At 69.9% G+C, this 13737-nt stretch carries 15 protein-coding genes; 5 read left to right on the forward strand and 10 right to left on the reverse strand.

Annotation, left to right across the window (positions count from 1 at the left end; translation table 11 throughout):
* Nucleotides 1-135: 135 nt before the first annotated feature.
* Together Scani_RS04020 and Scani_RS04025 are read right to left on the reverse strand one after the other, a co-directional pair.
* A complete protein-coding gene (locus tag Scani_RS04020; RefSeq protein ID WP_159470086.1) occupies nucleotides 136-984 on the reverse strand; it encodes a 3-hydroxyacyl-CoA dehydrogenase family protein in 849 nt (282 codons plus the stop codon).
* 155 nt (nucleotides 985-1139) lie between these two features.
* Nucleotides 1140-1781, reverse strand: coding sequence for a TetR/AcrR family transcriptional regulator (locus Scani_RS04025; RefSeq protein WP_159470088.1), 642 nt, complete (start codon nucleotides 1779-1781; stop codon nucleotides 1140-1142).
* An 80-nt stretch (nucleotides 1782-1861) separates the two neighbouring features.
* On the opposite strand from Scani_RS04025, the gene Scani_RS04030 reads away from it, so the two are divergent.
* The 3 genes from Scani_RS04030 to Scani_RS04040 are packed head-to-tail and all read left to right on the forward strand — an operon-like array spanning nucleotide 1862 to nucleotide 4019.
* Nucleotides 1862-2644, forward strand: a complete 783-nt coding sequence (locus Scani_RS04030) for an ABC transporter ATP-binding protein (protein ID WP_159470089.1) — start codon at nucleotides 1862-1864, stop codon at nucleotides 2642-2644.
* 9 nt (nucleotides 2645-2653) lie between these two features.
* Nucleotides 2654-3436 (forward strand): ABC transporter permease, encoded by a 783-nt coding sequence (locus Scani_RS04035; RefSeq protein WP_159470091.1) that lies wholly within the window; start codon nucleotides 2654-2656, stop codon nucleotides 3434-3436.
* Nucleotides 3437-3446: 10 nt separating this feature from the next.
* Nucleotides 3447-4019 (forward strand): cob(I)yrinic acid a,c-diamide adenosyltransferase, encoded by a 573-nt coding sequence (locus Scani_RS04040; protein ID WP_088800066.1) that lies wholly within the window; start codon nucleotides 3447-3449, stop codon nucleotides 4017-4019.
* A gap of 29 nt (nucleotides 4020-4048) precedes the next feature.
* Here Scani_RS04040 and Scani_RS04045 read toward each other — a convergent pair whose 3' ends face one another.
* Nucleotides 4049-4633, reverse strand: coding sequence for a hypothetical protein (locus tag Scani_RS04045; protein WP_159470092.1), 585 nt, complete (start codon nucleotides 4631-4633; stop codon nucleotides 4049-4051).
* A gap of 172 nt (nucleotides 4634-4805) precedes the next feature.
* Here Scani_RS04045 and Scani_RS04050 point away from each other — a divergent pair, with 172 nt between their 5' ends.
* Nucleotides 4806-6041 carry a sensor histidine kinase gene (locus Scani_RS04050; protein ID WP_159470094.1) on the forward strand — a complete coding sequence of 412 codons (1236 nt, stop codon included), beginning with the start codon at nucleotides 4806-4808 and terminating at the stop codon, nucleotides 6039-6041.
* Nucleotides 6038-6730, forward strand: a complete 693-nt coding sequence (locus Scani_RS04055) for a response regulator (protein ID WP_159470096.1) — start codon at nucleotides 6038-6040, stop codon at nucleotides 6728-6730. The genes Scani_RS04050 and Scani_RS04055 overlap by 4 nt, the downstream gene beginning before the upstream one ends.
* A 312-nt stretch (nucleotides 6731-7042) precedes the next feature.
* Here the strand turns inward: Scani_RS04055 and Scani_RS04060 are convergent, their stop codons facing one another.
* From Scani_RS04060 to Scani_RS04090, 7 genes are all read right to left on the reverse strand, one after another.
* Nucleotides 7043-7486 (reverse strand): DUF2550 domain-containing protein, encoded by a 444-nt coding sequence (locus Scani_RS04060; RefSeq protein ID WP_159470098.1) that lies wholly within the window; start codon nucleotides 7484-7486, stop codon nucleotides 7043-7045.
* Nucleotides 7487-7634: 148 nt separating this feature from the next.
* On the reverse strand, nucleotides 7635-8018 hold the full coding sequence (locus tag Scani_RS04065) for a F0F1 ATP synthase subunit epsilon (RefSeq protein ID WP_018087383.1): 384 nt from the start codon (nucleotides 8016-8018) through the stop codon (nucleotides 7635-7637).
* 108 nt (nucleotides 8019-8126) lie between these two features.
* Complete coding sequence (atpD, locus tag Scani_RS04070) at nucleotides 8127-9581, reverse strand: F0F1 ATP synthase subunit beta (RefSeq protein ID WP_159470100.1); 1455 nt, start codon at nucleotides 9579-9581, stop codon at nucleotides 8127-8129.
* Nucleotides 9582-9586: 5 nt separating this feature from the next.
* Nucleotides 9587-10507: a F0F1 ATP synthase subunit gamma gene (locus tag Scani_RS04075; RefSeq protein WP_159470102.1), complete on the reverse strand. Its 921-nt coding sequence runs from the start codon at nucleotides 10505-10507 to the stop codon at nucleotides 9587-9589.
* 20 nt (nucleotides 10508-10527) lie between these two features.
* Nucleotides 10528-12120: a F0F1 ATP synthase subunit alpha gene (gene atpA, locus Scani_RS04080; RefSeq protein WP_159470104.1), complete on the reverse strand. Its 1593-nt coding sequence runs from the start codon at nucleotides 12118-12120 to the stop codon at nucleotides 10528-10530.
* A 214-nt stretch (nucleotides 12121-12334) separates the two neighbouring features.
* Nucleotides 12335-13150, reverse strand: a complete 816-nt coding sequence (locus tag Scani_RS04085; protein WP_159470106.1) for a F0F1 ATP synthase subunit delta — start codon at nucleotides 13148-13150, stop codon at nucleotides 12335-12337.
* A complete protein-coding gene (locus Scani_RS04090) occupies nucleotides 13147-13716 on the reverse strand; it encodes a F0F1 ATP synthase subunit B (protein ID WP_167538020.1) in 570 nt (189 codons plus the stop codon). The genes Scani_RS04085 and Scani_RS04090 overlap by 4 nt, the downstream gene beginning before the upstream one ends.
* Nucleotides 13717-13737: the final 21 nt, after the last annotated feature.

The following is a 13737-nucleotide window of genomic DNA, read 5'->3' on the forward strand; positions in this document are numbered from 1 at the left end:
GATGTCATGGGTGGTGACGCCTGGACGTCTACAGAACTGACTGCCTCTCATGCGGCGAAGTTGCCGCCTGTAAGCGAACCGATACCGAATTCACCCCGTGGGGTGACCCCATTGGTCGATGGGGCTGACGCGGCATCAGTGCTTGTAGAAGCCCTGCCCACTCTTGCGACCGATATCGCCCGCATCGACCATTCGCCGCATGATCTCCGGCGGTGCGAACTTCTCGTCCTGGGACTCGGTGTAGATGTTGTCGGTGGCGTGCAGCAGGATGTCGACGCCCGTCAGGTCGGCGGTGGCCAGCGGCCCCATCGCATGACCGAAGCCCAGCTTGCAGGCGGTGTCGATGTCCTCGGCGCTGGCCACGCCGGACTCGTAGAGCTTGGTGGCCTCGACGACCAGCGCCGAGATCAGGCGGGTGGTGACGAAGCCGGCCACATCGCGGTTGACGACGACGCAGGTCTTGCCGACCGACTCGGCGAACTCCCGGGCGGTGGCGAGGGTTTCGTCACTGGTCTTGTAGCCGCGGACCAGCTCGCACAGCTGCATCATCGGCACCGGCGAGAAGAAGTGCGCACCGACGACCCGCTCGGGACGGGAGGTGGCGGCGGCGATCTTGGTGATCGGGATGGCGGAGGTATTGGAGGCCAGTACCGCCTCGTCCTTGACGAGCTTGTCCAGCGCCTGGAAGATCTCCCGCTTGACGTCGATCCGCTCGAAGACGGCCTCGACGACGATATCGGCGTCGGCGACGGCCTCCATGTCGGTCGTGGTGGTGATGCGGGCCAGCGCCTGCTCGGCATCGGCCGCGGCCAGCTTGCCCTTGGCGACGAACTTCTCGTACGAGGCCTCGATGCCGCCCTTGCCCCGGGCCAGCGCCTCGTCCGTCACATCGCGGAGAACCACGTCCCAGCCCGCCTGGGCAGAGACCTGCGCGATACCGGACCCCATGAGTCCGGCCCCGATGACGGCGAGCTTCTTTGCCACTGCTGTCCCCTCACACCCTGTGCATTTGACGGTCCTGGGTGACGTTAGCGGTCGTGAGCGATCGTTTGGAGGGGAAGAGATGCGCGTCACGTCTCGGATGACGGACATCACACCGACGGGGTCGCCGGGTGGGGAACGAACCGGACAGCTCGCCGTCAGTCGGTCGCCCGTACGGCGTAGTTGAGGACCTTTTCGCCCAGCAGGTCCGCCATCTCGTCCAGGAGGACGAGGGCCTCCCGGGAGGCCTCGGCGGGCTTGCGGCCCGCGAGCATCTGCTGCGCGATCCAGCCCATCAGACTCTGGTGCACCCAGCCGATCTGGCCCGCCATCAGACCCGGCAGCGGGTCGTCGGCCGCAGCACCGGTCTCCTCCCGGAGCGTTTCCTCCAGGTCGAGGTGGATCTCCTGCTGCATGTACCAGAGGCGGGCCTTGAGGGTGGGCGCCCCGTCCACCACGCGCATGAACCGGTCGTACCCCTCGATCAGGCCGACCCGCGGCGAGACCGCCTCGACCTCCTCGCGCAGCTCCCGCAGCACGGCGACGGCCGCGGACTCCCCGGCCGGCCGGCCGCGCACGAAGCGCGAGAGCCGGTCCAGGACGCCCTTGCTCCGGTCGAAGAAGAGGTCCTCCTTGGCCGGGAAGTAGTTGTAGACGGTGTTCACGGAGACGTCCGCGGCCCGGGCGACCTCCGCGATGGTCACCTCGTCGAAGCCGCGCTCCATGAACATGCCGGTCGCCACGTCCGAGATGTACTGGCGGGTCTGCCGCTTCTTCCGCTCCCTGAGCCCCTCTGCCATGCCTTCACCCTATCTTTCGCTGGGCTCGATGAAATTTTGGGGGCGTTGCAATTTTTCAGTCGCTCTGTTTTTCTGTGGGCATGCCAGTCATCGACGCGTCCGGACTCGCCCGGACCTTCACCACCCCGCGCGGCACCGTCGAGGCGGTGCGCGGTATCGACCTCCACGCCGAACGCGGGGAGATCCTCGGCTTCCTCGGGCCGAACGGCGCCGGGAAGACCACCACCCTGCGGATGCTCACGACCCTGCTGGCGCCCACCGGCGGCACCGCGACCGTCGCCGGCTGCGACCTGGCCCGCGATCCGGCGGGCGTACGCCGCGCCACCGGCTACGTCGCCCAGTCCGGCGGCGTCGACCCCCACGTCTCGGTGCGCGAGGAGCTGGTCACCCAGGCCCGCCTCTACCGCCTCGGCAAGGCCGAAGCCCTGGCGCGTACCGAGGAGTTGGCCGCCGACCTGGGCCTGGACGGGCTGCTGGACCGCAGGACCGCCACCCTCTCCGGCGGCCAGCGGCGCCGACTGGACCTCGCGATGGGCCTCGCCCACCGCCCCCAGGTGCTGTTCCTCGACGAGCCGACCACCGGACTCGACCCGGGCAGCCGCGCCGATCTGTGGGAGCTGGTCCGCCGGATCCGCGCCGAGCACGCCACCACCGTCTTCCTGACCACCCACTACCTCGACGAGGCCGACGCACTGGCCGACCGGCTGGTGATCGTCGACAAGGGCGTGGTGGTCGCGGACGGCACACCGGACGCCCTCAAACGCGCCCATGCCGGCTCCCCCGACGCGCCCCTGCAGGACGCCTTCCTCGCCCTCACCGGGCGCGGTGCCACGCCCCACGACCCGGCCCCCCTCGCCGTCTAGGAGCCCCCCTTGTCCTCCACCGCCGCCCCGTCGCGCTTCTCCTCGTTCCTCTCCGACACCGCGCTGATCTTCGGGCGCTACGCCCGCCAGACGCTGCGCTCCAGGCTCCAGATGCTCTTCGGCGTGCTGATGCCGATGCTCTACCTGCTCTTCTTCGGCCCGCTGCTGACCGATCTGCCGCTCTCCTCACCCGGCAGCTCGTGGCAGGTGCTGGTGCCCGGGCTGCTGCTCCAACTCGCCCTCTTCGGCGCCTCGTTCTGCGGCTTCGGCATCATCGTCGAGAAGCAGTACGGGGTCGTGGAGCGGATGCGGGTGACGCCGGTGAGCCGGCTGGCGCTGCTGCTGGGGCGGGTGCTGCGGGACGCCGCGCTGTTCGTCTTCCAGGCGGTGCTGCTGGTGCTGGCCGCGTTGGCCATGGGTCTGCGGGCACCGCTGCCCGGCATCCTCATCGGCTTCGGGTTCGTCGCCGTACTGACCGTGGCGCTGGCCTCGCTGTCGTACGCGCTGGCGCTGCGGGTCGGCACACCGCAGGAGTTCGGGCCGGTCATCAACTCCGTCACCATGCCCTCGATGCTGCTGTCCGGGCTGATGCTGCCGATGGCGCTGGGGCCCGCGTGGCTCGACGTGCTCTCGCACTTCATGCCGTTCCGCTATCTCGTGGACGCGGTGCGGGCGGCGTTCGTCGGCTCCTACGCCTCCTCGGCGATGCTCTACGGCGTGCTGGTGGCGGTCGCGTTCGCCACGCTGTCCGTGAGCTACTGCACCCGGGTCTTCCGCAGGTCGGCGGCGTAGGCTCGCCCCTATGGTGAATCTGACGCGCATCTACACCCGCACCGGCGACAAGGGCACCACCGCCCTGGGCGACATGAGCCGTACCGCCAAGACCGATTCGCGGATCTCGGCGTACGCGGACGCCAACGAGGCCAATGCGGCGATCGGTGTGGCCCTGGCGCTCGGCTCGCTCCCCGAGGACGTCGCGGCGGTGCTGCTGCGGGTGCAGAACGACCTGTTCGACGTCGGCGCGGACCTGTCGACGCCGGTGGTGGAGAACCCCGAATTCCCGCCGCTGCGCGTCGAGCAGAGCTACATCGACAAGCTGGAGGCCGACTGCGACCGCTTCCTGGCGGAGCTGGAGAAGCTGCGCAGCTTCATCCTTCCCGGCGGCACGGCCGGCGCCGCGCTGCTGCACCAGGCGTGCACGGTCGTCCGCCGCGCCGAGCGCGCGACCTGGGCCGCCTTCGAGGAGCACGGCGAGACCATGAACCCGCTGACGGCCACCTACCTCAACCGCCTCTCCGACCTCCTGTTCATCCTGGCCCGTACGGCCAACAAGGAGGTCGGAGACGTGCTGTGGGTGCCCGGCGGAGAGCGCTGAGCGGGCACCGGCCGGGCGGCGCGAAGGCCCTAGCGCAGCGTCTTCTGCTGCGGCCGGGCCGGTTCCTCGGGGACCTCGGTCCGGCCGCGGGGGTCCTTCTTCTGCCAGACGAGGTAGGTCAGCGCGATCACGGCGTGGATGCTGACGATCTTCAGCGCGGTGCCCTGCCACTCGTGCAGGGAGGTCGTGTCACCGCCGTCACCGACGTATGCGATCGCGGCCTGCAGCAGCCCGCAGGCGACCACGGCCATCAGCACCGTGCGCAGCCACAGCTTCCCCTCGTGCTTGGCGTAGTCGAGTCCGTACCGTTTCACCGGCCGCGGACCGCCGGCGAAGCGGTACGCGACGTGCGTGTCGACCCACTTGATCGTGTAGTGGCCGTAGGCGACCGTGAAGCCGATGTAGACGGCGGCCAGGCCGTGTTTCCAGTCCGCCGGCGCGCCGTTCTTCAGGTCGATCGCCGTGACGATCAGCAGGATCAGCTCCAGCAGCGGCTCCAACAGGAGCACCGCCGCTCCGGTCCGCGGCATCTTGGCCAGGTAACGCAGCGCCAGGCCGAGCGCCAGCAGCACCCAGAAGCCGACCTCGCAGGCGATGATCAGCACGACGATCACGGCTGTCTCCTTTCAGGGCTCTCCACCGAACACCTCAAGCCTTCCAGCGGCCGCCGCCCGTCACGTCGTCGCGCGCGATGATCCGCGACTGCATCTTTCGATGTAGCACGCGATTTACGGGGATGACCCGGACGTGGAGGCAGCGGGCCCCGGCGCCGTGTTTGATGGAGGGGTGACCGCCAGATCCTTCGCCGCCCCCGGCCGGCCGCACCGCCTCGATGTGCTCATCGCGGGCGGCGGGCTGCTCGGCGGACTGCTGCTCTGGGCGATGAATCTGCACGGCGGTCCCGCACATCTCGGGCTGCCCCCCTCGCTCACCCTGGTCGCGCTCACCACCATGTCGGTGGCGGAACTGATGCGCCGTACGGCCCCGATGGCGGCGCTGGCCCTCGCGATGCCCGCGCTGGCGCTCGACATCTGCGCCGGCACCCTGGTCGCCACCGTCCTGATGTTCACGGACGTGGTCTATGCGGTGGTGCTCTACGGACCGGCGCACGCGGCCCGCCGGATCCCGCTGCACTCGGTCCTGGTCACGGTCCTGGCGGCCATCGCGCTGACCGCGCTCTGGCCGAACCCGCAGGTCGTGATGGCCATCATCGGCATCGCGCTGGTCACCATCGCCCCCGCCTGGACCGGCATCATCATCCGTAACCACCGCGACGCCGCGCAGGCCGCCCAGCTGCGGGCCGAGCAGATCACCCTGCTCGCCGAGCGGGACCGGACGCAGGCGGTGGCCGGCGAGCGGGCACGGATGGCCCGCGAACTGCACGACATGGTCGCCAACCATCTGTCCGCCATCGCGATCCACTCCACCGCCGCGCAGGCCATCGACGACCCGTCCGCGACCCGCGAGGCGCTCGGGGTGATCCGCGAGAACAGCGTGCAAGGTCTGGCCGAAATGCGCCGTCTCATCGGGCTGTTGCGGGACCCCAAGACAGCCGGAGGGGACGAGGAGCCCGCCGCGACCCCCAGGCTGGAGGGGCTGGACGCCCTGATCGACCAGGCCCGTACGAGCGGCGGCAGCAGCGGACTGACCTTCGTGCTGGAGGACGACCGGAGCCCGGACGGCCCCGGGGCGGGACCCGGACCGGCGGCACCGGTCGAACTGGCCGCGTACCGCATCGTCCAGGAGTCGCTGACCAACGCGCTCAAGCACGCCGCGCCCGGCGAGGTGCGGGTGCGCCTGGCGCACGACCGCGGCGGGGCGCTCACCGTCACCGTCCGCAGCCCGTTCGCCGACCGCCCCGGCCCCCGTGCGCCCGGCTCCGGCGCCGGGCTGGTCGGGATGCGCGAGCGGACCGCCCTGCTGGGCGGAGCATTCGAGGCCGGCCCGGAGAGCGGGCCGGCCGGCAGAGTCTGGCTGGTGCGGGCAGCGCTGCCCGCCGCCGAGGAGGAAGAGCAACGATGACAGGCGCCGACGCGCAGCCGATCCGGGTTCTCGTCGCCGAGGACCAGTCCGCCGTACGGGCCGGGCTGGTCCTCATCCTGCGCTCCGCGCCCGACATCGAGGTCGTCGGGGAGGCGGAGGACGGCGAGGAGGCGGTACGGCTCGCCCGCGAGCTGCGCCCCGACCTCGTCCTCATGGACATCCAGATGCCCCGACTCGACGGGGTCTCCGCGACGCGGCAGGTGGTCTCCGAAAAGCTGGCGGACGTCCTGGTGCTGACCACCTTCGACCTGGACGAATACGTCTTCGGGGCGCTCCGGGCGGGAGCGGCGGGCTTCCTCCTCAAGGACAGCGACGCGGCAGCGCTGCTGACCGCCGTGCGCACCGTGGCGTCCGGCGAGGGCCTGATCGCGCCGGCGGTGACCCGGCGGCTGATCGCGGAGTTCGCGAGCCCGCGCACGGCGCTCCGGCGGCCTGCTCGGGACGGCGAGGCCCCCGACCCGGGGGTCCTGGACGCGCTGACGCCGCGCGAGCGGGAGGTGCTGGGGTGCCTGGGCCGGGGGCTGTCGAACGCCGATATCGCCCTGCGGCTGGCCATGGCGGAGGCCACGGTGAAGACACATGTGAGCCGGCTGCTGGCGAAGCTCGATCTGCGCAGCCGGGTACAGGCGGCCGTACTGGCACAGGAGTTGGGGGTGGACGGGCCGTAGGGCAGGGCCAGCGGGCAGGGCCGCCGGGCCGGGGGCGTCGCAGCAGCGGGCGGGCCGTCGGGCAGGAGGCGCTGCGGCGGCGGGCCGGGCCGTAGGGGAATGCCCTAAGCGGCGAACAGGCCGAAGCGGGCGGGACGCCGTACGGGGCGGCCGAACACATCCCGTAGGGGATGCGCGGCCCCCCTGCGGGGCCACAATGCGGCGGGGGCGAGGGGTATTCCCGGGGGTGCTCCCGCAGCCCCTCGGTTCAGGCCACGTTCGCCCTCCTCCGGACTCCGTCCGGGGGCACCCCCACCCGGCGAGGCGCTTTTTCTAGGCCACATTGACTCGCTGGCCGGGCGGTGCCGCCTCCAGCCAGGCGAGGAAGCCAGTGAGCGCGTCCTCGCTCATCGCCAGTTCCACGCGGGTGCCGCGGTGCCGGCAGGCCAGGACGATGGAGTCGGAGAGCAGCGCCAGCTCCTCCTCGCCCTGCGGGGTACGGCGCTCCAGGACCTCGATGGCGGAGCGCTCCAGCAGACGGCGTGGCCGGGGCGCGTACGAGAACACCCGGAACCATTCGACCCGGTCGCCGTTGTAGCGCGCCACACCGTAGATCCAGCCCTTGCCGCCGGTCTCGTTCTCCGGCACGTGCCAGCGCAGACTGCAGTCGAAGGTGCCACCGGACCGCTGGATGAGCCGCCGCCTCAGTCCGAAGACGAACAGTCCCAGCAGCACCAGTACGACGACTACGCCGCTCACAAGCAGAGCGAGGACCATCTCGACCGACCTCCTCGCTTCGGTGGGGGTACCCCCGCGCCGGTCAGGCGGCGGGGCGGGAATCGCACCTGCATTGCCTCAGCCGCGGGCCGCTCCGGACAACTCCGGGCAGCCCGCGGCTGAGGATCGATCTCGACGGCGACGGGGCTCAGTGAACGCCCGTCACCGCACGCAGCCGGACATCGGCGCGACGCTCGGCGGCCGCGTCAGCGTCCGACTTCGCTCGCTCCAGGGCCCGCTCCGCGCGCTGGACATCGATCTCGTCCGACAGTTCCGCGATCTCCGCGAGCAGAGACAGCTTGTTGTCGGCGAACGAAATGAAGCCGCCGTGCACCGCGGCGACGACGGTGCCGTCCCCGCTCTCGCCGGTCGTACGAATCGTCACCGGGCCCGACTGCAGCACGCCGAGCAGCGGCTGGTGTCCGGGCATGACGCCGATGTCGCCCGACGAGGTGCGCGCGACGACCAGGCTGGCCTCGCCGGACCAGACCTGACGGTCCGCGGCGACCAACTCGACGTGCAGCTCAGCCACGATGGCTCCTCGGGTCTCCACCTGCCTGGCTCGGCAGATGTTGGGTCAAATACTAGTGGTCGTACGGGCCGGGGGCGGCCAGGGCCGCCCCCGGGACCGGTGCCGGGGTCAGGAGACGCCCAGCTCCTTGGCATTGGCCTTCAGGTCCTCGATGCCACCGCACATGAAGAACGCCTGCTCGGGGAAGTGGTCGTAGTCACCGTCGGCGATCGCGTTGAACGCGGAGATCGACTCGTCCAGCGGAACGTCCGAGCCGTCGACACCGGTGAACTGCTTCGCCACGTGGGTGTTCTGCGACAGGAACCGCTCGATGCGACGGGCGCGGTGGACGGTGAGCTTGTCCTCCTCGCCGAGCTCGTCGATACCCAGAATCGCGATGATGTCCTGGAGGTCCTTGTACTTCTGCAGGATCGTCTTGACGCGCGAGGCGCAGTCGTAGTGCTCCTGCGAGATGTAGCGGGGGTCCAGGATCCGGGACGTCGAGTCCAGCGGGTCGACCGCCGGGTAGATGCCCTTCTCCGAGATCGGGCGCGACAGAACGGTCGTCGCGTCCAGGTGGGCGAAGGTGGTGGCCGGCGCCGGGTCGGTCAGGTCGTCCGCGGGGACGTAGATCGCCTGCATCGAGGTGATCGAGTGACCACGGGTCGAGGTGATGCGCTCCTGCAGCAGACCCATCTCGTCCGCCAGGTTCGGCTGGTAACCCACCGCGGACGGCATACGGCCGAGCAGCGTGGAGACCTCGGAACCCGCCTGGGTGTAGCGGAAGATGTTGTCGATGAAGAAGAGCACGTCCTGCTTCTGCACATCGCGGAAGTACTCCGCCATGGTCAGACCGGCCAGGGCGACGCGAAGACGGGTGCCCGGGGGCTCGTCCATCTGACCGAAGACCAGCGCGGTCTTGTCGATGACGCCGGACTCCGTCATTTCCTCGATGAGGTCGTTGCCCTCACGGGTGCGCTCACCGACACCGGCGAACACCGACACACCGTCGTGGTTGTTGGCCACGCGGTAGATCATTTCCTGGATCAGAACGGTCTTGCCGACACCGGCACCACCGAACAGACCGATCTTGCCGCCCTTGACGTACGGGGTCAGCAGGTCGATGACCTTGACGCCGGTCTCGAACATCTCGGTCTTGGACTCGAGCTGGTCGAAGGTCGGAGCCTTGCGGTGGATCGCCCAGCGCTCGGTGACCTCGGACGCGGCCTCCGGCTTGTTCAGGATCTCGCCGAGGGTGTTGAACACCTTGCCCTTGGTGACGTCACCGACGGGGACCGTGATCCCGGTGCCGGTGTCGGTCACCGTGGCCTGGCGGACCAGACCGTCGGTGGGCTGCATGGAGATGGCACGGACCATGCCCTCGCCGAGGTGCTGGGCAACCTCGAGGGTCAGGGTCTTGAGCTCGCCGGCCTGAGCCGGGTCGGCGACCTCGACGGTCAGCGCGTTGTAGATCTCCGGCATCGCGTCGACGGGGAACTCCACGTCGACGACCGGGCCGATGACCCGCGCGACGCGGCCAGTGGCCACGCCACTAGCAGCGGACGTTTCAACAGTGGTGGTCATAGTGGTCAGTCACTCCCCGCGGTCGCGTCGGCCAGAGCACTGGCGCCACCGACGATCTCGCTGATTTCCTGGGTGATTTCGGCCTGTCGGGCCGCGTTGGCAAGCCGCGAGAGCGACTTGATGAGCTCTTCCGCGTTGTCGGTCGCCGACTTCATCGCACGCCGGGTGGCGGCGTGCTTGGAGGCGGCGGCCTGCAGAAGCGCGTTGTAGATCCGCGACTCGACGTACCGCGGCAGCAGGGCGTCGAGGACGTCCTCGGCCGACGGCTCGAAGTCGAACAGCGGAAGGATCTCGCCCTTGGACGACTCCTCCGACTCCGCCACCGCCTTGTCGAGGCTGAGCGGCAGCAGGCGGTCGTCGATCGCCGTCTGCGTCATCATCGAGATGAACTCGGTGGTGACGATGTGGAGTTCGTCCACGCCGCCCTCGGCCGTGTCCTGCAGGACAGCGGCGATGAGCGGGGCGGCGACCGCCTTGGCGTCCGCGTACGTCGGGTTGTCGGTGAAGCCGGTCCACGACTCCACGACCTTGCGCTCGCGGAAGCTGTAGTACGACACACCCTTGCGCCCGACGATGTAGGCGTCGACCTCCTTGCCCTCGGCCTTGAGCCGCTCGGTGAGCTGCTCGCCGGCCTTGAGGACGTTGGAGGAGTAGCCGCCGGCCAGACCGCGGTCGCTCGTGATGAGCAGCAGCGCGGCCCGGGTGGGCTGCTCCACCTCGGTCGTCAGCGGGTGCTGGGTGTTCGAGCCCGTGGCAACCGCCGTCACCGCGCGGGTCAGTTCACTCGCGTACGGCGTCGACGCCGCCACCTGGCGCTGCGCCTTGACGACGCGCGAGGCGGCGATCATCTCCATCGCCTTGGTGATCTTCTTGGTCGCGGTGACGGAGCGGATGCGACGCTTGTAGACCCGGAGCTTGGCTCCCATGGATCAGGTCCCTTCCGTCGTCACTTGCTGGTGCCGGCCGGGGCGTCCTCGCCGAGCAGCTTGCCGTCCGAGGTCTCGAACTGCCGCTTGAAGCCGTCGACGGCCTCGGCGATCGCGCCGATGGTGTCATCGGACATCTTGCCGCCCTCGCGGATGCTGGTCAGCAGGTCCTTCTTCTCCCGGTGGAGGTGGTCGAGGAGCTCCCGCTCGAAGCGGCGGATGTCCTCGACCGGGACGTCGTCCATCTTGCCGTTGGTGCCGGCCCAGACGGAGACGACCTGGTCCTCGGTGGAGTACGGGGCGTACTGACCCTGCTTGAGCAGCTCGGTCATGCGCTTACCGCGCTCCAGCTGCGCCTTGGAGGCCGCGTCCAGGTCGGAACCGAAGGCCGCGAAGGCCTCCAGCTCGCGGTACTGGGCGAGGTCCACGCGGAGCCGGCCGGAGACCTGCTTCATGGCCTTGTGCTGGGCCGAGCCACCGACACGGGAGACGGAGATACCGACGTTCAGCGCCGGGCGCTGGCCCGCGTTGAAGAGGTCCGACTCCAGGAAGCACTGGCCGTCGGTGATGGAGATGACGTTGGTCGGGATGAACGCCGACACGTCGTTCGCCTTGGTCTCGACGATCGGCAGACCGGTCATCGAACCGGCGCCCATCTCGTCGGAGAGCTTGGCGCAGCGCTCCAGCAGACGCGAGTGCAGGTAGAAGACGTCGCCCGGGTAGGCCTCACGGCCCGGCGGACGGCGCAGCAGCAGGGACACGGCGCGGTAGGCGTCGGCCTGCTTCGAGAGGTCGTCGAAGATGATCAGGACGTGCTTGCCCTGGTACATCCAGTGCTGGCCGATGGCCGAGCCGGTGTAGGGCGCCAGGTACTTGAAGCCCGCCGGGTCGGACGCCGGGGCGGCGACGATGGTGGTGTACTCCAGGGCGCCGGCCTCCTCCAGCGCACCGCGCACGGACGCGATGGTGGAGCCCTTCTGGCCGATGGCGACGTAGATGCAGCGGACCTGCTTCTTCGGGTCGCCCGAGCGCCAGTTGTCGCGCTGGTTGATGATCGTGTCGACGGCCAGGGCGGTCTTGCCGGTCTGGCGGTCGCCGATGATCAGCTGACGCTGGCCACGGCCGATCGGCACCATCGAGTCGACGGCCTTGTAGCCGGTCTCCATGGGCTCGTGGACCGACTTACGGACCATGACGCCCGGAGCCTGCAGCTCCAGGGCACGGCGGTCCTCGGACTCGATCTCGCCGAGGCCGTCGATCGGGTTGCCCAGCGGGTCGACGACGCGGCCGAGGTAGCCCTCGCCCACGGCGACCGAGAGCACCTCACCGGTGCGCTGCACCGGCTGGCCCTCCTCGATGCCGCTGAACTCGCCGAGGACCACCGCGCCGATCTCGCGCTCTTCCAGGTTCAGCGCGAGGCCGAGGGTGCCGTCCTCGAACTTCAGCAGTTCGTTCGCCATCGCCGAGGGAAGGCCCTCGACCTTCGCGATGCCGTCACCGGCCTCGCTGACCGTGCCGACCTCTTCGCGCGAGGCCGCGTCCGGCTTGTACGCCTGGACGAAGTTCTCCAGCGCGTCCCGGATCTCCTCCGGCCGGATCGTGAGCTCCGCCATCTGGGTTCCCTGCTCTCCTTGTTGGGCCCGAAGTTACTTGCGGGTGTCCGGGGGTCTGTCCCCCGGGGGGTTTCCGCTTACGGCCCAACTCGGGCCGCCGTCATGCTTGTGCTGGTCCCCGGGGCTTCTTCCGGACCGCAGCCGGACCTCTCGGTCCGGCCGGCTGGTCCGGCGTCTGGCCGCCGGTTGTGCAGCTCTTGAGTTGGTGGCTGGGTCAGCCGGCCATCCGCCGGTCCGCCTCTTCGAGGCGCTCCGCGATGGTCCCGTTGATGACCTCGTCGCCGATCCGGACCTGGACTCCGCCGAGGACCCCGGGGTCCACGTCGAGGTTCAGGTGGACCTGCCGTCCGTACAGCTGCGCCAGGGAAGCGCCCAGGCGCTGCCGCTGTCCTTCGCTGAGGGGCACCGCGGAGGTGACCACCGCGACCATCCGGTCCCGGCGGCTCGCCGCCAGCTTGGAGAGGGCGTCGAGCCCCGCTTCCAGGCTACGGCCCCGCGGCTGTACGACAAGGCGGATCACGATGCGCTCGGTGACCGGGTTCGCCCGGCCGCCCAGCAGCGTGTGGAGCAGCTCCGTCTTGGCCGCGACCGAGGCGTTCCGGTCGGTCAGCGCACGCCGCAGCTCGCCGTTGGAGCTGATGATGCGGCCGAACCGGAACAGCTCGTCCTCGACGTCGTCGAGCTGGCCGGCCCGCTGGGCGGCGACGAGGTCGGCGCTGTACGCCAGCTCCTCGAGCGTGTCCGTCAGGTCACGCGAGCGCGACCAGCGGGTGCGGACCATGCCGCGCACCAGGTCGACGGCCGGACCGCCGACCCGGTTGTCCAGCAGCCGCCCGGCCAGTTCGGCCCGCGCCTCGCCGGACTGCGCCGGGTCGGTGAGAACCCGACGCAGCGACACCTCGCGGTCGAGCAGAGCGGTGACGGCAGACAGCTCCTCGGCGAGCTTCGCGGCGTCGACGGAGGTGTCGTCCGTCAGCGCGTTGAGCTGCTCGCGTGCGGAGGCGAGTGCCTCGCGGCTCGCTCCGTTCATCGGCCGGCCTCAGCCTTCGTCGCGCCCGACGCCGCCTTGCCCTCGACCTCGTCGAGGAAGCGGTCGATGGTGCGGCTCTGCCGGGCGTGCTCCTCGAGGGACTCGCCGACGATCTTGCCGGCCAGGTCGACGGCGAGCTTGCCGACGTCCCGGCGCAGCGTCTGCGCGGCCTGGTTCCGGTCCGCCTCGATCTGGGCGTGACCGGCAGCGATGATCTCCTCGCGCTGCCGCTGGCCCTCAGCGCGCATCTCAGCAATGAGAGTCGCGCCCTGCTCCTGCGCCTCCTGGCGCAGTCGCGCGGCCTCGTGGCGGGCGTCGGCCAGCTGTGCCCGGTAGTCCGCGAGCACCTGCTGAGCCTCGGCCTGAGTCGCCTCGGCGTCCTCCATGCGGCCTTCGATCTGCTTCCTGCGCTCGTCCAGAACCTTGTTGATGTTCGGGAGGAGCTTCTTCGCCAGGATGCCGAAGACGATGAAGAAGGCGACCAGGCCGATGACCAGCTCTGGAATCGGCGGGAACAGGGGGTTCTCGGGAACCTCCGCCGCCATGTTGAAGACCAGGGCGTTCACATCAATGCCTTCCGTCTGAAT

The organism is Streptomyces caniferus (genome assembly GCF_009811555.1).
GTDB lineage: Bacteria > Actinomycetota > Actinomycetes > Streptomycetales > Streptomycetaceae > Streptomyces > Streptomyces caniferus.